This is a genomic window from Yoonia sp. 2307UL14-13 (assembly GCF_037572755.1).
In the GTDB taxonomy this organism is placed as follows: domain Bacteria; phylum Pseudomonadota; class Alphaproteobacteria; order Rhodobacterales; family Rhodobacteraceae; genus Yoonia.
Map to the genome: position 1 here is coordinate 279,471 of NZ_JBBIFZ010000003.1, position 25,972 is coordinate 305,442.

18 protein-coding genes are annotated in these 25,972 nt (G+C 59.6%); 3 read left to right on the forward strand and 15 right to left on the reverse strand.

The features are described from left to right. Nucleotides 1-9 precede the first annotated feature (9 nt). The 10 genes from puhC to bchF form a co-directional block, all read right to left on the reverse strand. A complete protein-coding gene (puhC, locus tag V8J85_RS10880) occupies nucleotides 10-465 on the reverse strand; it encodes a photosynthetic complex assembly protein PuhC (RefSeq protein ID WP_339953760.1) in 456 nt (151 codons plus the stop codon). A 4-nt stretch (nucleotides 466-469) separates the two neighbouring features. Further along, nucleotides 470-1,108: a photosynthetic complex putative assembly protein PuhB gene (gene puhB / locus V8J85_RS10885; RefSeq protein WP_339953761.1), complete on the reverse strand. Its 639-nt coding sequence runs from the start codon at nucleotides 1,106-1,108 to the stop codon at nucleotides 470-472. A 57-nt stretch (nucleotides 1,109-1,165) separates the two neighbouring features. Beyond that, the gene (puhA, locus tag V8J85_RS10890) at nucleotides 1,166-1,948 is read right to left on the reverse strand and encodes a photosynthetic reaction center subunit H (protein ID WP_339953762.1); all 783 of its coding nucleotides are present in this window, start codon (nucleotides 1,946-1,948) and stop codon (nucleotides 1,166-1,168) included. A 19-nt stretch (nucleotides 1,949-1,967) separates the two neighbouring features. Then, nucleotides 1,968-3,398: a PucC family protein gene (locus V8J85_RS10895; RefSeq protein ID WP_339953763.1), complete on the reverse strand. Its 1,431-nt coding sequence runs from the start codon at nucleotides 3,396-3,398 to the stop codon at nucleotides 1,968-1,970. Then, nucleotides 3,395-4,087, reverse strand: a complete 693-nt coding sequence (gene bchM, locus V8J85_RS10900) for a magnesium protoporphyrin IX methyltransferase (protein ID WP_339953764.1) — start codon at nucleotides 4,085-4,087, stop codon at nucleotides 3,395-3,397. Before bchM ends, V8J85_RS10895 begins: the two co-directional genes overlap by 4 nt. An 88-nt stretch (nucleotides 4,088-4,175) precedes the next feature. Further along, nucleotides 4,176-5,072, reverse strand: coding sequence for a ferredoxin:protochlorophyllide reductase (ATP-dependent) iron-sulfur ATP-binding protein (gene bchL, locus V8J85_RS10905; RefSeq protein WP_339953765.1), 897 nt, complete (start codon nucleotides 5,070-5,072; stop codon nucleotides 4,176-4,178). Nucleotides 5,073-5,181: 109 nt separating this feature from the next. Beyond that, nucleotides 5,182-8,700 carry a magnesium chelatase subunit H gene (locus V8J85_RS10910; protein WP_339953846.1) on the reverse strand — a complete coding sequence of 1,173 codons (3,519 nt, stop codon included), beginning with the start codon at nucleotides 8,698-8,700 and terminating at the stop codon, nucleotides 5,182-5,184. Continuing rightward, nucleotides 8,690-10,228, reverse strand: a complete 1,539-nt coding sequence (gene bchB, locus V8J85_RS10915) for a ferredoxin:protochlorophyllide reductase (ATP-dependent) subunit B (protein WP_339953766.1) — start codon at nucleotides 10,226-10,228, stop codon at nucleotides 8,690-8,692. Before bchB ends, V8J85_RS10910 begins: the two co-directional genes overlap by 11 nt. Then, on the reverse strand, nucleotides 10,225-11,508 hold the full coding sequence (locus V8J85_RS10920; protein WP_339953767.1) for a ferredoxin:protochlorophyllide reductase (ATP-dependent) subunit N: 1,284 nt from the start codon (nucleotides 11,506-11,508) through the stop codon (nucleotides 10,225-10,227). The genes bchB and V8J85_RS10920 overlap by 4 nt, the downstream gene beginning before the upstream one ends. Then, complete coding sequence (gene bchF / locus V8J85_RS10925; RefSeq protein WP_339953847.1) at nucleotides 11,505-12,011, reverse strand: 2-vinyl bacteriochlorophyllide hydratase; 507 nt, start codon at nucleotides 12,009-12,011, stop codon at nucleotides 11,505-11,507. Before bchF ends, V8J85_RS10920 begins: the two co-directional genes overlap by 4 nt. Nucleotides 12,012-12,193: 182 nt before the next feature. On the opposite strand from bchF, the gene V8J85_RS10930 reads away from it, so the two are divergent. Then, a complete protein-coding gene (locus tag V8J85_RS10930; protein WP_339953768.1) occupies nucleotides 12,194-13,081 on the forward strand; it encodes a cobalamin B12-binding domain-containing protein in 888 nt (295 codons plus the stop codon). 35 nt (nucleotides 13,082-13,116) lie between these two features. Beyond that, a complete protein-coding gene (ppsR, locus tag V8J85_RS10935) occupies nucleotides 13,117-14,553 on the forward strand; it encodes a transcriptional regulator PpsR (RefSeq protein WP_339953848.1) in 1,437 nt (478 codons plus the stop codon). Here ppsR and V8J85_RS10940 read toward each other — a convergent pair. The 3 genes from V8J85_RS10940 to V8J85_RS10950 form a co-directional block, all read right to left on the reverse strand. Continuing rightward, a complete protein-coding gene (locus V8J85_RS10940; protein WP_339953769.1) occupies nucleotides 14,550-15,008 on the reverse strand; it encodes a copper chaperone PCu(A)C in 459 nt (152 codons plus the stop codon). The genes ppsR and V8J85_RS10940 overlap by 4 nt on opposite strands. 100 nt (nucleotides 15,009-15,108) lie before the next feature. Beyond that, nucleotides 15,109-17,130 (reverse strand): penicillin-binding protein 1C, encoded by a 2,022-nt coding sequence (pbpC, locus tag V8J85_RS10945; protein WP_339953770.1) that lies wholly within the window; start codon nucleotides 17,128-17,130, stop codon nucleotides 15,109-15,111. Continuing rightward, on the reverse strand, nucleotides 17,127-22,463 hold the full coding sequence (locus V8J85_RS10950; protein ID WP_339953771.1) for an alpha-2-macroglobulin family protein: 5,337 nt from the start codon (nucleotides 22,461-22,463) through the stop codon (nucleotides 17,127-17,129). Before V8J85_RS10950 ends, pbpC begins: the two co-directional genes overlap by 4 nt. Nucleotides 22,464-22,577: 114 nt before the next feature. Between V8J85_RS10950 and pncB the strand changes: the two genes are divergently transcribed. Further along, nucleotides 22,578-23,870 (forward strand): nicotinate phosphoribosyltransferase, encoded by a 1,293-nt coding sequence (pncB, locus tag V8J85_RS10955; RefSeq protein WP_339953772.1) that lies wholly within the window; start codon nucleotides 22,578-22,580, stop codon nucleotides 23,868-23,870. Here the strand turns inward: pncB and V8J85_RS10960 are convergent. Together V8J85_RS10960 and V8J85_RS10965 are read right to left on the reverse strand one after the other, a co-directional pair. Further along, entirely contained in the window at nucleotides 23,867-25,513 is a 1,647-nt protein-coding gene (locus V8J85_RS10960) for a TIGR04141 family sporadically distributed protein (RefSeq protein WP_339953773.1), read from the reverse strand. The two genes, pncB and V8J85_RS10960, sit on opposite strands and share 4 nt — an antisense overlap. Nucleotides 25,514-25,666: 153 nt before the next feature. After that, nucleotides 25,667-25,930 carry a type II toxin-antitoxin system ParD family antitoxin gene (locus V8J85_RS10965; RefSeq protein ID WP_339953774.1) on the reverse strand — a complete coding sequence of 88 codons (264 nt, stop codon included), beginning with the start codon at nucleotides 25,928-25,930 and terminating at the stop codon, nucleotides 25,667-25,669. Between the last annotated feature and the right edge of the window lie 42 nt (nucleotides 25,931-25,972).

Here is a 25,972-nt window from a genome sequence, read left to right on the forward strand (position 1 = left end):
TGCGCGGTTTCAGTCCAAAAGCCGCGCGAATGCGGCCACGTTGTCTTTTCCGTAACCAATCAACTCGAATACCTTTTCGGTACTTGGATCGATGACCGCGACATGATCGTTGTCGCGGCGCACCACCTGCAGCGGCGCATCCAGCGGCAGGCCGCGCATATCGCGTTGCCGCGCGATGGACCGGCCCAACACCCCGATAAACCCGTTCAAAGCGTCCGAGGATGACGCGATCAGCGTGCCATCCGTATCGAACACCTGGTAGGTCCCTTCACGATTGCCGGTCATCACGATGTCACGCGATTGCACGATAGGCGCCTCGACCAGTACACCCCGGTTCGGCACGTCGAACCACTGTGCATAGGCGACGATACCCAGTGTCGAAAGCATCAGCGCAAACATCGCCTGCACCAATATCCGTGGAACCATCTCCTTGTCCCGATGCCGCATCTGTTTTGCGAGTGACATGGGCTTACTCCGCTGCGACGGCACCGCCGTCATGATGATCGACGCGCGTGACCTGGGGCTGGGAAATTCGGGTTTCGGCGGCCTCTGCGAAAATCTGCGCGACGGTCTGGGCGTCCGGGATGCAGCGCAGGGCGGGCTGGGTCCGCGCCATGCGCCAGGGCCGCACATGCGGCCAGGACATCAGATAGGACAGGCGGGTTTCGCCGATCAGCTCAAACGCCAGCGTGCCGTGACCCGAAGGTTTCAGGTCCAGCTTGGCCGTCCCGATGCAGACATAAGGCAGGTTCAACGTCATGGTCAGCGCCGCCCCAATCCGCATCGCGACACGCTTATTGGTCAGTGTGTAAACGGTCGATCGGGCCTGCACATAGGCAATCCCATACAGGATCCCGCAGGCCAAAAGCCCCGATACCACAAACGGCAAGCCATGCAGCAGTGCCTCACCGAACGGATAATCCGCCGCCGACGCACCGACGCGCCACATGAACAACAAGGCAAAGTAACCGGCGACCCACCGCAGCCCCAACGCGTCGCGCGCCAGACGGCGCGGATCGGGCGAACCCTGCCACAGAATATGCTCATCCTTGGGCAAGGCCTCGGGCAATCCCCGGACCGGTTCGAACTTGAAATCATCGTGGCTCATGGCAGCTTCCCTCTGCTGATGTTGCAGCCCCGGTGGCGAGCCGGGACCGCGGCGATATCAAAGAACGGTGCCTTCCCGCTCGGGTGTGGCGTACATGGTGCCGCCGGCGTAGTAGGCCATGATCTTCTCTTCCTCGAGAAGCGTGACCTCATCCGTTTTCTTGATCGTCGGCACACCGTCCCAATTATGGGCGTAAAGCGACCTGACGGTCACACGGTCCGTGCCGATCTTGGCCATGTTCATGGGGATCAGGCGGGTCTTGCCGGTCCCTTCCGGGTTCAGATCGACCGTCAGAAACCGCACCAGCTGTTCCGGCACATCGACCCACATATCGGTGCAACGGCCCACAACCTCACCATCACCGCCGACAACGGCCTTGCCGCGCGGATCACGGCCCGCCGACACCTTGAAATCCTCCAAGGACGACATCGGTTTGATTTTGGCATGACCATGCGCATCCAGTTCAGGATGATCCTTGCGCGGCGCCCATGACGCGGGGCCAACACCATCCTTCATCGGATCACCCGTCGGCACCCAGGGCGAACCGGTCGCGGCACCCGACGGCGCCAGCGCCAGATCCTTGCGCATCTTGCTGTCTTCATAGTCTTTGGACGGAACGGTCAACTCACCGCGTCCATCGCGCAGCTTGAACGTCTTTTCCTTCGGCAATGGCCACAGGCTTTCATTCGCGGGAACATCATCCTTGTCATCGCGCAGGGGATAGCCCTCGCGCATATTCTCGGTCTGCAGGTAGTAGACGAGGCCTGCGAAAAAGATCCAGAAAAGCCAGATCGCCGCGCTCGCCAGATCGAAGTTTCCAAAAAATTCTACACCAACCATTGTGTTGTCCTTTCAGTGGTTAGGTCGGGAAGTCCGGCAATCCCAGCCTGCCGGCATTCCTGTCTGGCACGGCCATGGCCCGCACAAGCGGACCAAGGACAACCAGCGTGATGAAAAGAAGGCCAATTTCGGTGTGATAAACAACCGAATAGCCGGTGGCAGGCGTGGCGAGCGCCTCTCCCAAAGTGCCGTTCCCAGCGGCATGGTTCACAAGGTCACGGATCGTGCCCCCGATAAAGATAGACAGGCCCGCGCCCGTCGCTTGGGCCGCACCCCACGCGCCCAGCGCAAGGCCGCGACCGGCTGCACCCAGCGTCGGCATGGTCATGGCCGCCGTCAGGGTCCCCACCCCGAACAGACCACCGCCAAAGCCGATCAGTGCGGCACCGATATAGAACAAGACAGGCGACGCCATCGGCGCGGAAAAGATCACGGCGCAAAATGCCGCAACCCCGGCCAGAATACCCCGGGCGCACATGCGGTAAGGGTCGATCCCCTTCGCCAGCCAGCGCGCGGCCATGGCAAAGCCTACCAGTGCACCGACCGCCCACATGGCCGTCAGCAGGGTTGTGGCCGACACGGAAAGGCCTAGGATTTCGCCGCCATAAGGCTCCAGCAACACGTCCTGCATGTTGAACGCCATGGTCCCGATAAAGACTACCGCAAGCAAACGGCCCGCATCGCCGCCGCTCGCCAGATCGTTCCAGGCGTCGCGGAAGGTGGGGCTCGCCGCTGCGCGCTCCGCCCTCGACATCGGACGGACCTTTTCCTGTTTCCACAGCGCGATCAGGTTCAGCAGCAGCGTCACAACAGCCGTGCCCTGCACCACCTGCACCAACCGCAGCGCCGAGTAGTCGCGCAATAGCGCGCCAATGATCAACGCCGCAACCGCCATCCCGACCAGATGCATCACATACAGAAGGGCCACGACCTTCGGCCGTGTCTCATCGGTTGCGCGATCAGCAGCCAGCGCCAGACCGGCTGTCTGGGTCATATGCATCCCGATCCCGGTCATCAGAAACGCCAGCCCGGCGCCCAGATACCCTGCCCAAGGCGCATCGATCGTCCGGTCACCGGACAACACGAGCAAAGCCATCGGCATGATCGCCAAGCCACCAAACTGCCACATCGTCCCGAACCACAGATACGGAATGCGTTTCCAGCCAATCGCCGATTTGTAATTGTCCGATTTGAAGCCGACCAAGGCCCGGAACGGCGCCACCAACACCGGAATGGCGATCATCGCCGCGACCAGCATCGCGCCGATATTCAGTTCCACGATCATCACGCGGTTGAGCGTCCCCAGCAGCATCACCGCCGCCATACCGACCGAGACCTGAAACAGCGACAGGCGCAAAAGCTGCCCCAATGGCAGCTGATCACTCACCGCATCGCCAAAGGGCAGCAGCCGAACCGAAACGCTTTTCAAGGACGAGGCGCGGAAGATCATGCCACCCCTCCTTCGAACACCATCGCGGTCGAGATATAGAAACCCGACTTCACCCGCTCGATCTCGGACAACGCACCCGGGATATTCGCCGCCCGCAAGGAATGGGCCACATCCAGCGCGTTCTGCGGCACCATGATCGGGCTGCGATCGCTGCGCGGGAACATCTTGCCCATCCGCCACATCGCCATCAGCGCCGGTGTGCGCGGGGGCAAGGTAAAGACAAACTTGCCGTTCACCCGTTCAGCCGCACGACCAAGCAACGCGGCGACATCCGGCGCGCTGTAATAAATCAATGAATCCATCGCGACCGCATGGTCAAACCCGCCCGACGTGGCGTCGAGCATATCGCCCGCAACCCAGTCGATCCGACCGGCCAGGTCCGTTGGCATCCGTTCCCGCGCAATCCCGATCAAGGCAGGCGAGATATCGACAGCGACGACATCCGCCCCGCGTATGGCCAGTTCCACCGCCATCGCTCCGGTGCCGCAACCCGCATCCAACACCCGCGCCCCGCGCAGATCAGACGGCAGTTGCGCCAGCATCAAATCACGCATCCGATCCCGACCCGCACGCACCGTTGCACGGATGCCCGAAACGGGCGCATCCGACGTCAGGCGCTCCCAAACTCTGGTCGCAGAGCGGTCGAAATATTCCTCGACCCGGTCACGTGTGGCGGCGTAGCTGCTCATCACGAACCACCGCAGTCCCGGACCTGATCCGGGACCTCCTGCACAAACGTGCGCACAGTGTGTGTACGCTGTGTGTACACCTGGTGCATCAGTCAAACCCCAACAATTCAAAGATCTCACGATCCGGCAGCGGCGCAGGCGCCAACGGTTCCGTCCCGTTCCAAAGTGTCTCGGCCAGCCGGATATATTCCTTGCGGACCTGAACGATGTCCTCTTCATCATCCATCTCGAAAAGAGTCTTCTTTTTCAAACGACTACGGCGGATCGCATCCAGATCAGGCATATGCGCAATGCGGTTGAACCCGACCGTCTTGCAATACCGATCCACTTCATCCGTCTCGCGGCTGCGGTTCGCCACACAACCCGCCAAGCGCACCTTATAGTTGTTCGATTTCGCCTGAACCGCCGCAATAATCCGGTTCATCGCATAGATGCTGTCAAAGTCATTTGCAGTGACGATCAACGCCCGATCCGCATGTTGCAAAGGGGCCGCAAACCCACCGCAAACGACATCGCCCAGCACATCAAAAATCACCACATCCGTGTCTTCCAGCAGGTGATGCTGCTTGAGCAATTTGACTGTCTGGCCAACGACATAACCACCACAACCGGTGCCGGCAGGCGGTCCACCCGCCTCCACACATTTCACGCCATTGAAGCCTTCAAATATAAAGTCCTCAGGCCGCAACTCTTCAGCGTGAAAATCAACCTCCTTCAAGATATCAATCACGGTCGGCACAAGGCTCCCAGTCAGCGTAAACGTCGAGTCATGCTTAGGGTCACACCCGATCTGCAACACACGTTTTCCGAGCATCGAAAACGCCGCCGACAGGTTGGAAGAGGTCGTCGATTTCCCGATCCCACCCTTGCCATAAACGGAAAAAACCTTCGCCCCTTCAATCTTGGCATCATCTGGCTGATGGACCTGAACCGATCCTTCACCATCCAACCCTTTGAGATCAGGCACATTATCCTTGGGGCTCATACCGAGCCTCCTTCCTGCTTTATCTTCTTTTGTTCAAAAATACCGCGGGGGTTTGGGGGCTGGCCCCCAAGCCGACGCCCACCGCAGGCGCAAGTGTTTGCAAAACACGTCATTCCGCAGCCACTCCTTCCATCCGATCTTCGAGCGCATCCGCCGCATCCTGCAGCGCCGCCAACGTCGCCTCATCCGGCGCCCAATAGTCACGATCCGACGCTTCCAGCAGACGGTTCGCCATCCGCATCGACGCCTTCGGGTTCAACGCTGCCAACCGCTCGCGCATCGCATCATCCAGCACGAACGTTTCGGACAGGCGTTGATACACCCACGGCTCCACCTCACCAGTCGTCGCCGACCAGCCCATCGTATTGGTCACATGCGCCTCAATCTGGCGCACGCCCTCATGGCCGTGGTTCAGCAACGCCTCGTAAAACTTGGGGTTCAAACTCCGCGACCGGGTCTCCAACGCCACCTGATCCTGCAAGGTCCGCACCTTCGCCGACCCCCGTGTCTGATCCCCGATATAGACCGGCGCCGCCGATCCCTTGGCCCGTTTCACCGCCCGCGAAATCCCGCCCAGCGTGTCAAAATAGTGGTCCACCGTCGTGACCCCCAATTCGACAGATTCCAAATTCTGATAGGCCAGATCGACATCCTTCAGCGCCTTCTGCAGCAATGCCGGGTTCTGCGCTGCTTTGCCGTTTACCCCATAAGCAAACGACTTCCGTGCCTCATAGGCATCGGCCAGTTCATCCTCGTCACCAAAGGCCGAGCTATCGACCAGCTGGTTCACGTTCGACCCATAGGCACCTTCGGCATTCGAAAACACCCGCAAGGCCGCCGTCTCCAGATCACAGCCCATGTCATCGGCATAGGCCAACGCATGCGCGCGAACGAAATTCTGCTCCAGCGGCTCATCAGCCTGCGCACATTTCAATGCGGCCTCGGCCAGCATGCGAGTCTGCAGGGGCAATAAATCGCGGAAAATGCCGGACAAGGTCATCACCACATCAATCCGGGGCCGTCCCAGCCGCGACAGCGGGATCAGATCAGCCCCTGACAACCGCCCAAAACTGTCAAAGCGCGGCACGGCGCCCATCAGCGCCAAAGCCTGCCCAATGGGTCCACCATCCGATTTGATGTTGTCCGATCCCCACAACACCAAAGCCACGGTGCGCGGCAGCGCCTTGTGCGTTTCCAGCAGCAAATCGGCCTGCTTCGCCCCCTCTGCCATCGCAAAGGCTGTCGGCATCCGGAATGGATCAAAGGCATGGATATTACGGCCCGTCGGCACAATCTCGGGCGATCGGATCAGATCGCCGCCGGGGACTGGTGCGATATAATGCCCCGAAAGCGCCCGCATCAGCGCAGGCAATTCGTGATCCTTGCACAGTAGTTTCGCCGCGCGATCCCGCGCCTCACCTTCCGGCATCAACCGCAGCATATCCGCCCGCGCCGCCGCCGATAGCGGTTGTCCAACCACGTGAAGCCCTTCGGTAATCAGCGCGCCTTCGGTCTCGGCCAGCTTCAGCCATAGCGCATCGATATCGCGGGCGTTCATATCAACCGCGTTCGCCTGATCGCGGATCAACTGTTCCAGATCAGCCCGCTGATCGTCACCCTCCGGTGTCTCTCTCCAGCGGGTCAGACTGTCCTTCAACTCGGCCAGCCCCTTATACAAACCGGCCGTCGTCAACGGCGGCGTCAGATGCGTCACGGTCACAGCGTTCGCACGACGCTTCGCCAATGTCGCTTCGGACGGGTTATTGGCGGCATACAGATACACGTTGGGCATCTCGCCAATCAGCCGATCGGGCCAATCCTTTGCCCCCAACCCGGCCTGTTTCCCGGGCATGAATTCCAGCGCGCCATGCATCCCGAAATGCAGCAGCACATCAGCCTGATAGGTATCGCGCAGCCAATCATAGAAGGTGACAAAAGCATGGGTCGGCGCAAAGCCACGCTCGAACAGCAACCGCATAGGATCGCCTTCATAGCCAAAGGCCGGTTGGACCCCAACGAACACATTCCCGAACTGGTGCCCCAGCACATAAACACCGCGCCCGTCCGTCTGGTGCTTACCGGGTGCAGGCCCCCAAACGGCCTCAACCTCCGCCAGATGCTTGGAAGTGCGTACAATCGTATCGGCATCCACATGTGCGGCGACATTGGCTTGCTGACCATATTGCGCGGCATTGCCCTGCAGGATCATCGCGCGCAAATCATCGACCGTCTCGGGCACATCCAGCGTATAGCCATCCGCCTTCATGCGCGTCAGCGTGTTATGCAAGCTCTCGAAGACACTCAGATAAGCTGCAGTGCCCACTGCCCCCGCATTTGGGGGAAAGCCAAATAGAACGATCCCCACCTTCTTCTCGATATTCCGCTTCCGACGCAGCGTGGCGAGGCGCAGCGTCTTCTCCGCCAGCACCGCCACCCGTTCCTCACAAGGCGCCATCGCCTTGCAGTTCGACGCCATGGCCGAGTCCTGCCCATGCCGCCCGGCAAACACAGTCGGGTTCGTCGCGCCATCCAACTCAGGCAAAGCGACCAGCATCGTCGTCTCGATCGGACCAAGCCCCTGCGCGCTGGCCTCCCATTGTTCAATCGTCTGAAATTCCAGTGGCTGCGCGGCGATGTAAGGCACATCCAACCGCTCCAGCAGCGCAATCGCTTTGTCGCTGTCATTATAGGCCGGGCCGCCGATCAGCGAAAACCCGGTCAGCGACACCATCGCATCGACCTGATCCTGGAAATAGGCCTCAACCGCAGGCTGGCCATCAAGACCACCCGCAAAGGCCGGGATGACGCGCATACCCTTCGCCTCGAACGCGCGGATGACTGCATCGTAATGGGCGCAATCCGACGCGAGAACGTAAGACCGCAGCATCAGCACGCCCACCGTCGCCACCGGTGCGTCAGGCGCAGGCAAATCCGCCAGATCCGTCGTGATACGGTGTCCGGGTAAATCAGGATGATAAAGTCCCACATCCGGATATTCGATCGGCGCGTCTGCCTTTGCCCCGCGCCAATCAGGGCGGTTGGCATAGCGCCCGATCAGGAACCGGATCATCTGTTCGACATTGTCGTCCGACCCGCCCAGCCAATATTGCATCGACAGGAACCAGGCGCGCAGATCCTGCGCCTTGCCGGGGATCAGCTTGAGGATCTTCGGCAACCGACGCAGCATGCGCATCTTCTTCGCACCGTTCTCGGTCGACGGCTTGGACGACCCGCGCAGCTTTTTCAGCAAGGCCATGGCGCCGCTGGCGGGCTTGCCCATGTCCAGATCGCCCATACGGGTCAGCTTGACGACAGCGGCATCGGCGATGATCCCGATCATCGCATCGCAGTGATCGCGGCGGGCCTCAAGCGCGGGCATGATCGCGCGGATATGCTCCTCGAGGAACAACAGGTTCGCGATGACGATATCGCCCTCGGAAATCGCATCCTTCGCCGCGGCCAAGGCATCCGGGCACTCGCCCCATTCGGCGGAGGAGAGCACCTGCACCTCCAACCCCGGAAAGTCAGCGGTCAGCCGATCCGTCACCCGCATGCACGGTCCTGCCGCATGGGCATCCAGCGTGACGATTACCACGCGGTAAGGTCTATGGATCACCTCATCGCGCATAATGGGCCTTTGCCTCATAGAGGGTGTCCAGGCTGATCTCGTGCAGCCCGCGTTCGACCGCAAACGTCTCGGTATTCCGCCGCGCCTTGCCGCGCACGAAGAACGGAATCTTTTTCAACTCCCGCTCCGCATCCGACAGCCAGATCACATTGTCCGGCACCGGCTCTATCATCTTGCCAGAAATACTCCCGCCGGAGGCATCCTCGGCCGGCAACGGGCTATGCCCGCCGTGATGGCTTGGACCAGCTGCATCATGAAACTCAAAATCATCGCGGAACATCGTCAGCAGATGTTCTTCCAACCCCATGACAAGCGGATGGATCAGCGTGTCAAAGATGACATTCGCACCCTCAAACCCGACCTGCGGCGAATAGCGTGCTGGATAATCCTGCACATGCACCGGCGCCGAGATCACGGCGCAAGGAATGCCCAACCGCTTGCCGATATGGCGCTCCATCTGCGTGCCGAGGATCATCTCGGGCGACAGCCGCTCAATCGCCGCCTCGACCTCGAGGTAATCGTCCGTGATCAGCGCCTCGACGCCGTATTCCTTGGCCAGCGCCCTGATAGGCCGCGCCATCTCGCGGTTGTAGCAGCCGAGGCCCACCACCTCGAACCCCATCTCGTCCCGCGCGATGCGGGCATGGGCAGCGACATGGGTGCCGTCGCCAAAGATGAACACACGCTTGCCCGTCAGGTAGGTACTGTCGACCGACCGCGACCACCACGGAAGGCGCAACCGGCTTTCGTCCGGACGGCCCGCCAGACCGGTGATCTTGGCGACCTCGGCAATGAAATCGCGGGTCGCGCCAACACCAATCGGGACCACCTTGGTGAACGGCTGGTCATATGTCCGCTCCAGCCAACGCGCGGCGGTCTCGCCCGTCTCGGGCGACAAAAGCACGTTGAAATGCGCAGCGGGCAGGCGGGCAATGTCGGCGGGCGTGGCGTTCAGGGGCGCCACGACATTCACGTCGATCCCCATCTCGGACAACAACCCGGTGATCTCTTCCACATCATCGCGCGCACGAAAGCCCAAAGCTGTCGGCCCGAGAATATTACAGGTCACCCGCGCCGTCCGTTCCTGCGGCCGGGCGAGATGCTTCACGATCTGGTAAAACGTCTCGTCGGCGCCGAAATTCTCTTTGCGCTGATAGCTGGGCAATTCCAGCGGGATGACGGGGATATCAAGGCCCATCGTTTCGGCCAGACCTGCCGGATCATCCTGGATCAACTCTGCGGTACAGGACGCGCCGACGATGATCGCCTGCGGGTCGAACCGCTCCACCGCATCGCGGCAGGCATCCTTGAACAACGTTGCTGTATCCGACCCCAGATCGCGTGCCTGAAACGTCGTGTAGGTGACGGGCGGGCGATGATCGCGGCGTTCGATCATCGTGAACAGAAGGTCCGCGTAAGTGTCGCCTTGCGGCGCGTGCAGCACGTAATGCAAACCCTTCATGGCCGTCGCAACGCGCATAGCGCCGACATGCGGTGGGCCTTCATATGTCCACACCGTCAGCTTCATTCAGCGGCCTCCATCTGCAGCACCGCCTTCCGCCGCAACGGACGCGAGAACAGCCCGGCCAAGTCACCCGCCTGTTCGTAGAAATGCACAGGTGTGAAAACCAACTCGATGGCCCACTTGGTCGACAGACCCTCAGCCTCTAAAGGATTGGCCAGACCAAGACCGCAAACCGTCAGGTCAGCGCGCGCAGCCCGGGCGCGGGCAAGCTGTTTGTCTACATCCTGCCCTTCGGAAATCTGCGGTCCGGCGGGCAGCAGGTCCAGATCAGGGCCGTGCAAGGCGTCATGTATATAGGGGCTACCCACCTCCACTGCGCTCATCCCACATTCCCGCGTCAGGAACCGGGCCAGCGGAATCTCCAACTGGCTATCGGGGAAAAAGAATACCGACTTGCCGTTCAGCGCCTCAGCCGCCTGCGCGATCGCCTTTCGCGCACGGGCACGGGGCGCGGCGGTTACAGCTTCGAACCGCTCTTCGCTCACGCCAAATTCAGCTGCAATCGCCCGCAACCACGCCGTCGTCCCCTCGTCGCCAAACGGGAATGGTGCTGGCAGGTGTCGGGCACCGCGCCGTTCCAGCGCCGCATGGGTATCGCCCAGAAATGGCTGGGTCAGCGCAAACACCGTGTTCGGCCCAACGGCGGTCGTCTCATCGATACGCCGGGCGGGCAGCAGGCGCACGGGACCGACGCCAAGCTCTTCCAACAGCCCAAGCATCTGATCCTCGACCACATCCGGCAGGGCACCGACGACCAGCAATTCGCGCGCGGTCGTGTCCTTCAATACCGGCACCATCGACGCGAGGCAGGCATCCTCGCCTTGGGTAAAGGTCGTTTCGATCCCGGAACCGGAATAATTCAGGACGCGCACATGCGGGGCGTGGACCTGTGACAAACGCTTCGCCGCGCGCGCCAGATCGATCTTGATCACCTCGGAAGGACACGACCCCACAAGGAATAGCTGCCGAATGTCTGGGCGTCGCTCCAACAGCCGGGCAACCTCACGGTCCAATTCTTCATGGGCATCAGCCAAACCGGCCAAATCTGATTCTTCCAGAATCGCAGTCCCGAATCGCGGTTCGGCAAAGATCATGACGCCAGCTGCCGATTGCAGCAGATGGGCACATGTGCGGGACCCGACGACAAGGAAAAATGCGTCCTGCATTTTGCGGTGCAACCAGATGATCCCGGTCAGGCCACAAAACACCTCGCGCTGGCCCCGTTCTTTCAGAACCGGCGCACTGCGGCAGCCGCCATTTGTGGGGGGTAGCGGGGCGTTCATGTGCGACCCTCCGCATCCAGTCGGGCCATGCGTAATTTCCACACGAATTGGGCGGCGTTGACGACGTAGGCGGCGTAGGCGGCCAGCGCCAAATACATTAGCCCGGCTGGCTGTAACGCATCTGTCAGTAGGGCGAAAACATACAATAAATGCAATGCGATAACCGCAAAGCTGAACACGTCTTCCCAAAAGAAGGCCGGTGCAAAAAGATATTGTCCAAAGACCACTTTTTCCCAGATCGCCCCGGTGACCATGATGACCAGCAGAATGGCCGTTTTCACCACGATCGACGCCGTTGCAGCGTCGTACCCAAGGCCGGTCCAAAGATAACGCAAGACCAGCGCCAAAGAGATCAGGAAAACAGCGAATTGAAGAGGGGCAAGGATGCCCTGTACGACGGTCCATTTGGTGGCGTCACGCCGGGCACGCTCGGCATCGGAATACAGCCGTCTTACGGTCGGTCGATTGACCACCGTTGCGGTGGCCGACTCCGTCTGCATCATCGACATGTAAATGACCCCTGACAGTCCCACATGTCCAGACTAGGTGTCATTTAGGGGGTGTGTCAACTTTAACTTACACTTTGATATCTCGTGGATGCGCAAGGCATGCCCTGGGTCAATCTTGATATAAATACATAAAAAACAGATATTTAATCAATTTGAACTTGATGTATCGGGTCAATATGTCAATTTACTTTGACATTCAGGGCCTCGCAGCAGACAATGTGTTATCAGGCTGTATTCTCTGGTGTTCACGCGCGAATTCAGCGAAGGGATACGAGATGCCGGACCGGCGGATCATAGATGCCCAAGCGCCGCAAGGCGCGCTACGGGAAAAAGCGGTGCAATCTGCGACCAGGATCGTGGATGACCCTGATCGTGATCGCGTGGACCCGACCCTGTTCGAGGAATTGCACCGAGCCGCGCTAAGCGCCGACCGGGAGGAGTGTATCGCATACTTGATCAACGCTCTGAACGGTGGTCTGTCGCGCGAAGATATGGCCGACTACTATATCCCGGCATTGGCGCGGCGTATGGGTGATCAGTGGTGCGCCGATGAATTGGGCTTTGCGCAGGTGACGATCGGCGTCTCACGCCTGCAGGCCATGTTGCGCCAGCTTGGGCCGGAATGGGCCAGTGATCGCTCTGCCGACCCGTGCGCTGCATCTATTCTTTTGGTGGTACCTCGCGACGTGCATCATACGCTTGGCGCGGTTGTCCTTGCAGGGCAGTTGCGCCGCCGTGGCTTGTCGGTACGTTTGATGCTGAATGCGCACCCGAAAGAGGTCGCCGATCGTGTCCATCGAACCCGTTACGATGCCGTATTTGTGTCTGCCTCACGGGGCGAGGCCCTTGAATCGCTGCGACTGATCGCAGATGCTGTAAAGACTGTAATGGATCGGCCACCACCTGTTGTTATCGGCGGAACTGTGTTGGATGTTCATGCGGTTAATGATGTGATGCGATTGACAGGCGCTGACTATGCGACAGGACATTTGGACGAGGCGATCGAGTTTTGCGATCTGACGACAAAGCCTCGCAACAGCGCCACCGCCCTGAACAGGACTTGACCGATGGAATCGGTCCCAGCACAGGCAGTTTGGCCGTGACTTCCCGTGGGACAAAATACTGGAACAGCGGGGCCATCCCGCTGATCGCCCCGGAGATCCTTGGCGATATCATCGCCGAAGTCGCCGATCTGGCCATCGTCATCGACGAGACGGGCAAAATCTTGTCCATTCTCGTCAGCCCGACCAACAGCGCCTTTCAAAAGCTGGAACATTGGGAAAAGCGTGATATCCGCCATGTGCTGACGATCGAAAGCGTTTCAAAATTCGACAGTCGGCTCGAAACTTTCCTGGACACGCCAAGCGCCGCACGCCCGGTCGAGCTCAACCACACCGATGACAGCAAAAACTGGGAATTTCCGGTGCGCTACAGCTTTCACCGGATCGGCCCGGACGGTGCCATCCTCATGCTTGGTCGCGATCTGCGCCCGGTGGCCGAGATGCAGCAACAGCTGGTCAAGGCGCAAATGGCACTGGAACGCGATTACGAGGTCCAGCGCGAATACGATACGCGCTTTCGGGTATTGATGGACAGCATGTCGGAGGCGGTGGTTTTCGTCTCTGTGCAAACCGGTCAGATGACCGAGGTGAACCCGGCCGCTGCCGCCCTGCTCGATCAACCGCGCGAACGACTGATCGGCGAACAGTTTTCCGGCTGTTTCGAGACCCGCAAGCGTGGCGATCTGATCGATGCGCTGGCCAGCCAGGCCATGTCGCACCATGACAGCGTCGAAACCGTGCGCCAACGTGGCTCCGGTCGGCAGGTGACGGTCTCACCCACGCTATTCCGTGCCGCGGGTGAACGTGTGATTCTTTGCCGTATCGCTGCCAGTGACGACACTGATAGCCAGCAGGATGATCTGTCTCGAAACCTGCGTGCGCTCTACCTGGGCGGACCCGAGGCAATCGTGTTTACCTCTGATGCAGGTGACGTGCTGTCGACCAATGATGCCTTCCTTGGCCTTGTCGACATCGCCCACGACGCCAATGTGCGTGGCCGCAGCCTATCCGACTACCTGCAGCGCGGCAGCGTGGACCTGAAAGTGATGATGGAGAACGCAAGCCGTGCGGGCCGCATGCGTATCTACGCCACCAAGATCGCCGGTGAATACGGCAGCCCCCGCCCGGTCGAAGTTTCCGTCACGCGGCTGCATGCCGGAACCAAGACCGTCTTTGCATTCGTCATTCGCAACACCAATCACGCTGACACCAGCCGCAACCTCGCACGGCCAACGTCCGATGAAAGCATGCGTTCGGTAGTCGAGCTTGTCGGCAGTGCGACACTCAAGGATATTGTGGCCGAAACCACCAACGTGGTCGAAAAGATGTGCATCGAAACGGCGGTCGAATTGACGATGAACAACCGCGTCGCCGCCGCCGAAATGCTGGGCCTGTCGCGGCAATCGCTTTATGTCAAACTGCGTAAATTCGACCTTCTCAGCCGCGACAATGAAGAGGATCGCGGCGGGTCTTAGTGACCGCTGTGATCCACCTTTTCGCCGTCGCGGGCCTCGACGTTGAAGATTACGTCGACCTCACCCGCATTCTCGAACACCAGCTTCACGTTGATCTCTTGGCCCGCTTCGAACGGATCGCTGAGCCCCATGAACATCACGTGTTTTCCGCCTGGTTCAAAACGCACGCTTTCGCCGGCCGGCAGCACGACGTTTTCCTGCTTCTGCATCGTTGCGACACCGTCTTCGGTCACTGTTTCATGCAGCTCCACGCGCGGAAAGTCGGCCTCGGCCCGCAATAAGACATCGTCAGCGTCACCGTTATTGGTGATGGTCATGTAACCTGCACCGGCGCGTGCCGTCGCGGCTGTTTCAAATGATACCGGATGATCGATCATCAGATCACCGGCCTTGTATTCATGCGCAAACGTCAGCGTCGGCAACGCGAGCATCGCCGCAAAGATCAGCTTTTTCATGTCATTCTCCATACTCACGGCTTTGGCCGCCTGTTGCCTTCGTTGTCCCGATTTTCGGGTAAATGACAAGGCCGCGCGACAAAACGGGCGCGTTTCCGCTTCACTGGATTTCGATCCGCGCCTGGTCTGAACGTCCATCTGCGTCGATGACCGTCAGCTGCGAAAATCCTGGGCCAAGGTCACCGATATCAACCTGCGGCCTATGGGTGCGCGCGACAGGCTGTCCATTGGCTAGCCAGACATAAGGTGCACGCCCATCGCGCACTTTGACGACCATAGGTCCCGGTGTCATGATCGCACCGTCGGGTGGAAAGGCGATTTCAGGACGGTGCGCCTGCAACGCAGGGTCTGACCCAAACCGCTGCAGATGCTGCGGCAGCTGTGCATTTGGCAAAAGCAGGGTTTCGGGCGGTGGCGATGCAATGGGTGTGACCTCTGACGCGGCGCGCGCGAAAGCGGCGAACATGACCGGCGCCGAAAGATCGCCACCAAAGGCGCCGGGTACAGGGGTCCCGTCCGGTCGCCCCATCCAAACGCCGACGACATGCCGGCCGTCGAACCCGATAGCCCATGCATCGCGATGTCCGTAAGACGTTCCGGTCTTGAACGCGATGCCCGTCCCCTGAACCCCTGTCGGCCGTGGCACATCGCGCAGGATGTCCGCGATATGCCAGGCCGCGGCCGGTTGGATCACGCGACGCGGCTGAAAATCATCCGTTGGCGCGTCCCGCCATCGCAGATCGATCGCCATCCCGCCATTGCCGATCGCTCCGTACAAACGCACCAGATCTTCCAACCGCAAACCAACGCCACCCAAGGCAACCGCCAGACCCGGCGCGCCTCCGGGCAATGTCGGTTCGGCCCCGGCCCGTCGCAAACCGGCAAGCAAATGGTGCGGACCCAGCGCCTTTGTCACAGCAACGGCGGGGATATTCAACGAATGTTGCAAGGCCAGCCGCACACGCAGCTCACCACGATACAAGCCGTCAAAGTTCTGGGGCGCATAACCTTCGAAATCTGTCGGACGGTCAGCGATCATCGTTTCGGGATGGATCAGACCTTGATCGAACCCAAGCCCATAGACCAACGGCTTCAACGTCGATCCCGGCGACCGCACGGCCTGCGTCAGGTCAATGAACCCCCCGCGCATATCTGCGCGATACCGGGCTGATCCGACATGACCAAGGACATGCCCGGTCTGGTGATCCGCCACCATGATCGCGACTTGCATGCCATCGCTCCGGCCGCGCACAGCGTCTGCGGCCAACCGCTCCAACCCGATTTGTAGCGGGCGGTCAATCGTCAGGTCATGGCGATTCTGGTCAGGTGCAGCATTGATGGCCCGATCCGCCAGATGCGGTGCAAAGGCAGGCAAGACATGCCGCATCGCTGTCACGGGGTGGCGAACGGCAGCCTCTTGCGCCGCTGCATCGATCACATCAGCGTCGGTCAGCCGCCTGAGAACCATATCCCGCGCCGCTGCGGCTTGCGAAGCTGCCCGATCCGGCCTGCGCGTCTCTGGCGATTGCGGCAAGGCGACCAGCAAAGCCGCCTGCGCAGGTGTCAACCGGCGTGGCGGGCGGTCAAAATAGGCATAAGACGCCGCCCTGACCCCTTCGATATTTCCACCAAACGGCGCATGGTTCAGATACAGCGTCAGGATCTCATCCTTCGTCAACCGCCGCTCCAAAGCCAGCGCAACGCGGATCTGCCGCAACTTCCCGGCCCATCGCCCGGTGCTTCCATCCTCGAGCAATCGGGAGACCTGCATCGTCAGCGTCGACCCGCCCGACACGACCCCACCATGCCAGGCCGCCTGCCATGCAGCCCTGACCATCGCCAAAGGATCGACCCCGTGATGATCGGCAAAGCGTTTGTCCTCGTACCGGATCAGCATCCGCAGATAAGTCGGGTCAACTTCCCCTAGCGTGACAGGCAATCGCCAACGTCCATCGGCCACCGTATAGGCGCGCAGCAGATGACCATGACGGTCGCGCACCTCTGTACTGACCTCGGACACCAAGGTTGGCAGCACCGTTGCATCGATCCAATCATTCGCTGCATCGCGTGCGATAGCACCGGCCCAAAGGGCGAGTGCAAGGGTGAAAATCCACCGTGTCATTCGGTAATCGTGACACGACCCGCCGTCGTATTCGCCCGCATCTGCGGGCGATACATATCCTCGAGCGACGCAGCCGGATGATGGAACTGCCCGGGCGACACCGCACGGACGATGTAGGCGAGCTGGAACGGATCGTCAGACCGCCAATCGACGGCAGCAAGGAACCGATCCGACCGGAACTCTGCATTCTCGGTGCTAACCGATTCCACCCAGTTCAACTCGCGAATGTCGCCACCTTTGAGCAGGTTCGGGTTGTCGATCTCGAACCCCGCTGGCAGCGGATCATCGACCATCAACCGGGCCTCCTGCCGCCCAAACGGACGGACCGTCAGCACCGCTACCAACCGCATACCCACCGGCACATTCCCCAGATCAACCTGTCGGCCATCCAGCGTCGCATAGGTTCGTTCAATCGCGTAACCATTGCCACCCGCAGGCGGCGGTGTGTCAGGCACGCCAAAGGTCGTCACCGTGATCTCGGTCGGGCTGCTGCCGGTATTCACGATCTCCACTGGCGCCTCGGCGGCCTGCGCATCCCGCAACTGCACCACAGGCCCGTCGGGCAGCAAGCCATCAATCTTCAGTCCTGTACTGCGCAGATCATTCACCAGCGCATTCGCCGCCAGCAACGTCCATGCCGCTTCCTGAGTCGAGGCGCGCGACGTATTCCCGCCAATCCGCGCCAGCAACGCATCGCGGTCCAGCACATCGCTGCCGGACTCAACGGCCAAGGCCAGCACCGCCGCCGTATCCCGCCGATGGGTGCCATAGTCGCTGCGCCAATACAGCCGCTCTGACCGCGCGATCTGATCCCGCAAAACCTGCCCCGACCGGGCAAACAACGCATCCGCACGCGGCTGATCCCCATATTGCGCCAAGGCGGCCCCTAGCTGCGCCAAGGCCATCGGCGCCTTGAACGCACCGGTCTTCTGATCCGCGTAATACCGCAGATCACCCACCGCCGCCTCGCCCTCGCGCGCAAGCACGAACAGCGCATAAGCCAGATCGCGACCACCCTCATCGAAGTCGGGATAGTAATTGACCGCATTGCGCAGGTTCAGCACTGCATTGTCATAGGCCACATCTGGCACGTCATAGCCCGCGGCCCGCGCACGGGTCAGGAAATCGGTCACATAGGCATCCAGCCACAAATCACCCGAACTCGGACGCCACAACCCGAATGACCCGTTCGCCGCCTGGTTCGACGTGATCTCGGCAATCGCCTGGGTGATCCGCTCACCAATCTGGTCACGGGTCGCCAGACCCATCGCCGTCGCCACACCATCCAGATACAACAGCGGCATAGCGCGCGACGTCAGCTGCTCCGTACAGCCATATGGATACCGATCGAGCGCGTTCAGCAGGCCCGGCGCATCGAACCGGGCCAGTGGCCCGGCTGACAAGGTCGCCTTGCCCGTCCCCGTCTGGAACCCGGCAAAGACATTATCGTCAAATGTGAACGTCGCCCCCGGATCAAGGCTGAACCGACTGATGCGGCTGACCTCAGGGTCGTTCACCACCACCGGGATGGTCAGCGACTTGTCCAGCACCCGCCCATCCGGTGTGGTCAGCGCCACATCAATGCTATGCGTGCCTACATCAAAGGCCGCAAACGGCACTTCGAACACCTGCTTGCCGCCCTCCGCCAAATCAAAGCTGTTCGGCACCTGCGACACCAGACCCAAGCCCTGTGCGCTGACATTCAGCCCCATCTGCCCAGCCGGGCCATCGGCATGGACAATCTCCAACAGTAACCGGCTCTGATCCCCGGGGGCGAGGAAACGCGGCACGCTCGCCGTCACAACCACCGGGTCGCGCACGATCACATCGTGATCGGCCTGCCCAACGCCGGTCTCTGACCAAGCAATCGCCATCAGGCGCAGCGTGCCGTTGAACCCCGGCAGGTCAAACTGCACCTGCGCGCGGCCATCGGAACCGACCTGCACCGGGCCGGTGAAGAACGTCACCAGTTCCTCGGTCGGCGGCGGGCTTTGTACGCCTGCATTCGCCGTCGCATCACCGCCCGAGCGGACCGTGCCCATCGCACCGTTCAACCCATCAATCAATCGGCCATAGACATCGCGGACTTCCACACCCAGCTTGCGCTGGCCAAAGTAATGACCCTGCGGATCAGGCGGTTCAAAACCGGTCAGATTGAGAATGCCCAGATCAACCGCCGCCAGCGTGACATACGCCGTCTCACCTGGCTGCACGCCATCCACCTGAATACCGATATCCAACGCCCCGCGCGGTTCCATGATCTCAGGCGCATCCAGCGTGACCGTCAAGGCCTTCTCACCTGGATCGACCTGCGCATAGCCCAGACCCAAGGCGCGGGCCGGGTTCTGGCCCGCATCGACATCCATCGGACGGATCACCGACGCGCTGACATAGGCACCTGCCCCCCATTCTTCGGTCACGGTCAGGTCGATCAGGTTCTCGCCCTCGCTCACCGGAACCGACGTCATGGAGATCAGGCCATCCGACATCACCGTCACCACGGCGGTCCCCGCATGACGCGGCACGATGCGGAAGGTCGCCGTATCACCCACGGCATAGCTGTCGGCATTCAGCGACGCCTCAAGCAAATCCGGTGTGTCATCCACGCTCGCAGGCGCATACCAACCGGCATAGAAATCGGTCGAGGCAGCAAAGTAATCTGCGCCCGTCGCCTCAACGATAATCTCATGCTGACCCCAGCTGACAATCCCGTCCACCCGCGTCGGCACATCCCCCAGCGTCGTCTTGCCCGATGCGACACGGGTCCGCGTCGTAATTGGCTCCCAGTCCCAGCGATTATTCAGGCGATACCATTTATAACGGGTCGTCACCTTGTTGATCGTCCACTGGACCGGCAAGTCAGCAGCGCCCAGATCGGGGGTCAAAGCAATCAATTCGAACGGTGCGTTGCTGTCTTCCGAAATCACACCGTCGAACAGCGGCTTGATCCCGATCATCGGACCATTCGGCAAAACCGGCGCGGTCAACTGACGCTCCACCGGTCGGCCGGAGCCTTCTTTCACACGCGCGGTCACCCGCAACTCCAGCGGTTGCGATGCTTCTTGCACCGGCAGATCGATGAACAGGTTTGCGATCCCGTCATCCCCGGTCACGTCGCCCTCCAGGAAACGCTGCCGCGCATCGAACTGCGCGTCATATTGGCCAAAGCGATAGCCGGGAAAGCCGTCGAGTTCATTGGCCGCGCGCAACAGCGCCTCGCCTTCGACATCCAGGCCGACACCAACCGCCCCAAACAGATAGCGCGCATCGACATTCAGTTGCGGCACATCACCCAGCGCGATGCGGTCGGGCAAGGACAGATCAAAATCAATCCGCTCCGGCAGGAAATCCTCGACCAACACAGTCGTACTGGCCAAGGCTGGTGCATCCACATCGGCCTTCAGATCAACACGCCATGTCCCGCGCGGCGCGGTCGACGCAACAGGCATCGCAAACACATGCCCACCCGCCTGACCGCTGGCCGAGGTCTCGCGACTATATTCAACACCATCAGGCCGGGTCAGGATCGCCGTCAGCGGTACATCCGGCAGACCCAACGCGGCCGCATCCCGCATCAGTGCGGTCAAATGGATCGTCTCGCCCGCGCGATAGGCCCCGCGATCGGTTGCGACAAACACATCCATCGGCGGGCTCGGCTCGCGCCCCTCCACACCACGGTCGGATAGATCAAAGGCCGGATCGGTGAGCGACAGAAACGTCATGTCATCACCAACGGCAACCGTCACCAGCGCCGGGCGGTTGCCACCGACACCGCGGGTCAGGCCGCTATCGAAGCGGGCGACACCATCGACATCAGCCTCAACTTCACCCAGTACAGCATTGGCCTGCGAAATCAGCGTCACCTCAGCGTCGGCGAGGGGCGTTGCATCCGCCAAAGACCGCACCGCGACCGTCAACCCATCATTGCCCAGATAGGTGGCCACACCGATGTCGGACAAGACAAACCATTGGGTCGCCGACGGGATATCGCGGTTGCCATCTGTACTGGCAGCGGTCAGGGCATAAAGGCCCGCAGGTTCGTCCCGCAACACATCGCCCAGGGGAATACGGGTCAGACTGTCCTGATTGAGGTCATAAACGACTTCTGCTGTACCTTCCCAGACATCTACCCCGATCTCGTCTGACACAAACCCGCTCGTATAACGCGAAATCGCCCGGTCCATCAGCCCCGACTGCATCGTGCGCGTCAGGTTGCGGTCGTCAATGCGGCTCAGCTTCAGATCGACCTCATTCATATTGACCGTTTCCAGCGGAACACCCACGTCGCCCAAGCGGGGCAGCACATAAGCGCGGCTGACAAAGCGAACAGCCGGGGACCGATCGCGCACATACAGCGTCAATTCGACAGGGCGCACCAGTTCCTCGCCCGACGCAGCAGGCAGACCCTCGCGCAGAACAATGCGATGACGCTCACCATGCTGTACGCCCTCGATGCACAGCTGTGCACCATCCGCCGCGACCACCAGCTGCGTGTCGGACAGCTGCACGAACGGCGTATAGTCCGTGCCTGCCTTGATCAGGTCCTCATTGAATGTTGCACAGATACGGGGTGTGGCCGTATCGGCTTCGACCAGCGTATCGACAACGCGGAACCCATACTTGCCGATGGCTTCGTTCAACGCCGCCTCGGTCTCGCGGTCAAACCGGATGTCCTGGGCTAGCCGCAATGCCGGGATCATATCGCGACCACGGCCATCAGCCTCGAGCGCCTCGGCAAGGAACACGGCAGCGGCACGGCGGGTCTCATCGTCCTTACTGCGCAGATAGGCCATGACCGACGCCGTGACAGCGCGCGTATGAAAACCGGTCGCGTTGTTGGTTCGTACCCTGGCATATGCCAACCAATCAGCCGCCAAATCCGTCTCAAGCGCCCGGATCGACGCATTCCGCAAGGATGGGGTGATCCGATATTCCGGCCAGCTATCCAACTCCATAAATGTCGCGGCATTGATGAAATCGTAGCTGTTCAAGAAAGAAAGCTCTGCCGCACGATCCTCTGCCGCCGCCAGAACAGCCTGATCCGTCGGATAAATCCGCCCAGAAATCGCGCCCTCAAAGACCGAGATATTGGTCACATCCCGCTTCGGAAAACACGCATTCGACACTTGGTTGAACGTAAACGCCTGGCATCCGGCGGTGTTCTGACACGCCGCCTCACAGGCCTGCAGCGTCGTATCAAAAATCTGCGCCAGATCGGTCCCCACCAGATCGATCCCGCGCTCATAAATCGTGCGACTTTCGGGAACGGGGCTATCAGCACGGGCGGCACCTGCCATAATCACCAAAACAAACGGGATCAGAAAACGAAGCATCCTAAGACTCCTGCATCAAATATGCGCATAGGCTGGCACGACCCCGACCCCCAAACAAGAGCCTTGCACGCCCCCGCGCCCCTTGCTCTAACGCATGCAATCGGAGGAGCCACCATGGTCGACATCGCCACCCGCGTCTGGAACCACAAATGGAAGATCGACCCGATCATCCGGTCGCTGATCGACACCGATTTCTACAAACTGCTCATGTGCCAGTCGATCTTCCGCAACCGGCAGGACGCGCAGGTCACCTTCTCGCTCATCAACCGGACCAAATCCATCCGGCTCGCCGAATTGGTGGACGAAGGCGAGTTGCGCGAACAGCTTGACCACATCCGCTCCCTCCGCTTGACGCGCGGCGAAAGCACATGGCTCCGCGGTAACACCTTCTACGGCAAACGGCAGATGTTCACGCCCGCCTTCATGGAATGGTTCGAGAACCTGAAACTGCCCCCCTACCACCTCGAAAAACGCGACGGACAATACGAACTGACCTTCGAAGGCACTTGGCCCGAGGTCATGCTGTGGGAAATCCCCGCCCTCGCCGTGATCATGGAACTGCGCAGCCGCGCCGTCCTGCGCGACATGGGCAAATTCGAACTGCAGGTGCTCTATGCTCGCGCCATGACGAAACTCTGGGAAAAGGTCGAAAAGCTGCGGCCCATCGACAACCTGCGGCTCGCCGATTTCGGGACACGGCGGCGGCATTCATTCCTCTGGCAGGATTGGTGCGTGCAGGCGATGACCGAGGGGCTGGGCAGCCGCTTCACCGGCACCTCCAACTGCCTGATCGCCAAAAACCGGGACCTCGAGGCGATCGGCACCAACGCCCACGAACTCCCCATGGTCTATGCGGCCTTGGCCGACAGCGACGACGCGCTGCGGCAGGCGCCTTACGATGTGCTGGCCGACTGGCACGAGGAACATGACGGCAACCTGCGGATCATCCTGCCCGACACCTACGGGACCGAAGGGTTCCTGAAAGGTGCGCCCGAATGGCTGGCGGGCTGGACCGGGATCAGGGTCGACAGCGGCGACCCGGCAGAGGGGGCAGAGCGGGCAATCAAGTGGTGGAAAGCGCAGGGCGAAGACCCCCGCGAGAAACTGGTGATCTTTTCCGACGGGCTGGACGTGGACAAGATCGGCGAGCTGCACAAACAATTCGCCGGACGGTGCCGGGTATCCTTCGGCTGGGGGACAATGCTGACGAACGACTTCAAAGGATTGGTCGCAGACGACGCCCTGGCGCCCTTCTCACTGGTCTGCAAAGCGGTCGCAGCCAACGGACGCCCCACCGTCAAACTGAGCGACAACCCGAACAAGGCGATGGGACCCGAGGACGAGATCGCACGGTATAAGAGGGTGTTTGGGGTGGGTGAGCAGGTCGGGATGGAGGTTGTGGTTTAGAGATTGATTTCTGCTCTTGGTAAGAAACGTAAAACAACTCGAAAACTTCTAGACTCAATGTCTTGTGCCTCATCATGCAATGAGATTTTGCTGAAGAATGGAATGTTGAATTCACCTGTTTGCCGAGGCGTATCAATTATCCAGTATTCGACCGTCCACTGGTCTCTCCGTCTTTCTTCTTCATTATCGATCAAATCCGCATCAACCGATCTACCTTTTGACCTCAATACCTCCGCAAGCTGCGTCCAGCACGATGGAACACCAGCAAACTGACGAGCCGAATTTGACCCCTGTTTGAAGAAATGGCTCAGTATTGGAGAACGGCGAGACGACTTCTTTACATGTATGAAGCGTTTACCCAAAGCATCAAGCATATCGCAGGCTTCAAACCCTGATCGTGGCACATTCGGTATCCTGATCTCTGTTTGATCTAGCAGAGCGAAGTTGAAATACTCGGCAAGTCTTTGATTGTAATGTTCTTCACGTTCAAGCCTACCATTACCATCAACATCATATTGATAACGTATCCTTGGTGCTTCAGCTTCTGTCCATTCATTCGTAAGTTGCTGGAAACGTTGCTCAATCGACTGACGAAAAATATCATCTATTTTGAACCAGTTACCTTCGTTGGCAGCATAACGCTGATCTCTAAGTTGGACTGAACCGACAAGCGACTTCTTTATTGAAGTATCGATTGGTGGTCGACCATCATCAAAACTCGCTATGATTTTATGGGACTTCAAACTCCTTGAAGTAACTTCGCCCAACTTGCTGCCCAAGCTATTTTGATAGTGCCTTAACATCAAATCGGGATATGTTCGTCTCATACCCGTACCTTTAAAGACAAATGCACAAGCATCTGACGTCACATCTAGTGGTAATGCTAATTCGAAATTCTGTTCAGCAGCGGCAATATTGGAGGCCGCAATTGCATCTAACTCAGAAATGACTTCCCGGTCCAACTCAGGTCTGACGAAATCGATTATTGAGAAGTCAGTTTCACGATATCTTTCTGACGAATAAAGTTCCACAAGTTCCGTTGAGAGGTCTGGAAGGTCTGCAATCTCATACTCACCAGTTATCTTTAGAGACTTCGAACCTGTCATCGAGTCTGATTGTACTTCCTCTCTTGTAGTCCCGCTTAACCTAGAGACTACGTCCAAAGCGTCCGATGTCCAAAGCGACCTAAACTCTCTTTGAAAAGGTGATTGTGACACCCCTTGTAAAGCATCACCAAGGTTCGACTTTTCAAGCCTTCTCAGCTTTCCAACGTCGAGTGCGTTGACTGCTACCTTTAGTCCAAAATCCGCTTCAAATCTGTCTTGATTTAAGTACATCCAACCATGTGCGAACGTAACGGCCAAGACTCTTTCATGTGACTCGAATAACATTACACCTGCGCCTGAAAAAGTCGAAAATAACTCGACGCCGTTAATTGCAGAAGATACCTGCCGAAGCCACTTAGGGGGGTTTGGGGGTCCGCGAAAAATGTAAAGAGCCGCCCGGTCGCCGAAATCACTTATACCTAAACTTTGTGTCGTTGGGTTAGCTAAATTGGCACGCGCATTCTCGGACAGGTAATCCCGAAAACCCAAATTATGCTCTTTGGCGATATAGAACGTGTAACTTTTTTTAACTGGCAATTAGCTGATCCAACACACAACCTTGACGAAGTGTACCCGATAGACACAACCATGGGAAGATTTTCCCATAAATTGTTTTCAATCGGTGTATTGGTCTAGCCGGTTAAGTCTGCGTTGCCGCATCGGGACAACGCCCAACGTACCTAATCCGCTTCACCAAACGGTCTTTGTTCCAGTTTCATGTGCCGCGTATCGTTCGGCCCGGAGCCCGTACCAGTCGAACTCTTCCGCAATGCCAGACGCCAACCCCTTACCAATCTCCGCCCGCAATCGCTCCAGCTTGGCCTCTTTCTCTTCCAAGAGCCGCAACCCCGCCCGCACCACGTCGCTGGCCGCGCTATAGCGCCCCTCCTTCACCTTCGCGTCGATGAACCCGGTAAAGTGCTCCCCCAGAGAGACAGACGTGTTGCGTGCCATCGCCGATATATTGCTGCGCGAACCGTTGATCCGCCATCTTGA

Coding starts and splice junctions, on each gene's coding strand:
- puhC (WP_339953760.1), bottom strand. CDS start 465: ATGTCACTCGCAAAACAGATGCGGCATCGGGACAAGGAGATGGTTCCA.
- puhB (WP_339953761.1), bottom strand. CDS start 1,108: ATGAGCCACGATGATTTCAAGTTCGAACCGGTCCGGGGATTGCCCGAG.
- puhA (WP_339953762.1), bottom strand. CDS start 1,948: ATGGTTGGTGTAGAATTTTTTGGAAACTTCGATCTGGCGAGCGCGGCG.
- V8J85_RS10895 (WP_339953763.1), bottom strand. CDS start 3,398: ATGATCTTCCGCGCCTCGTCCTTGAAAAGCGTTTCGGTTCGGCTGCTG.
- bchM (WP_339953764.1), bottom strand. CDS start 4,087: ATGAGCAGCTACGCCGCCACACGTGACCGGGTCGAGGAATATTTCGAC.
- bchL (WP_339953765.1), bottom strand. CDS start 5,072: ATGAGCCCCAAGGATAATGTGCCTGATCTCAAAGGGTTGGATGGTGAA.
- V8J85_RS10910 (WP_339953846.1), bottom strand. CDS start 8,700: ATGCGCGATGAGGTGATCCATAGACCTTACCGCGTGGTAATCGTCACG.
- bchB (WP_339953766.1), bottom strand. CDS start 10,228: ATGAAGCTGACGGTGTGGACATATGAAGGCCCACCGCATGTCGGCGCT.
- V8J85_RS10920 (WP_339953767.1), bottom strand. CDS start 11,508: ATGAACGCCCCGCTACCCCCCACAAATGGCGGCTGCCGCAGTGCGCCG.
- bchF (WP_339953847.1), bottom strand. CDS start 12,011: ATGATGCAGACGGAGTCGGCCACCGCAACGGTGGTCAATCGACCGACC.
- V8J85_RS10930 (WP_339953768.1), top strand. CDS start 12,194: ATGTCAATTTACTTTGACATTCAGGGCCTCGCAGCAGACAATGTGTTA.
- V8J85_RS10940 (WP_339953769.1), bottom strand. CDS start 15,008: ATGAAAAAGCTGATCTTTGCGGCGATGCTCGCGTTGCCGACGCTGACG.
- pbpC (WP_339953770.1), bottom strand. CDS start 17,130: ATGACACGGTGGATTTTCACCCTTGCACTCGCCCTTTGGGCCGGTGCT.
- V8J85_RS10950 (WP_339953771.1), bottom strand. CDS start 22,463: ATGCTTCGTTTTCTGATCCCGTTTGTTTTGGTGATTATGGCAGGTGCC.
- pncB (WP_339953772.1), top strand. CDS start 22,578: ATGGTCGACATCGCCACCCGCGTCTGGAACCACAAATGGAAGATCGAC.
- V8J85_RS10965 (WP_339953774.1), bottom strand. CDS start 25,930: ATGGCACGCAACACGTCTGTCTCTCTGGGGGAGCACTTTACCGGGTTC.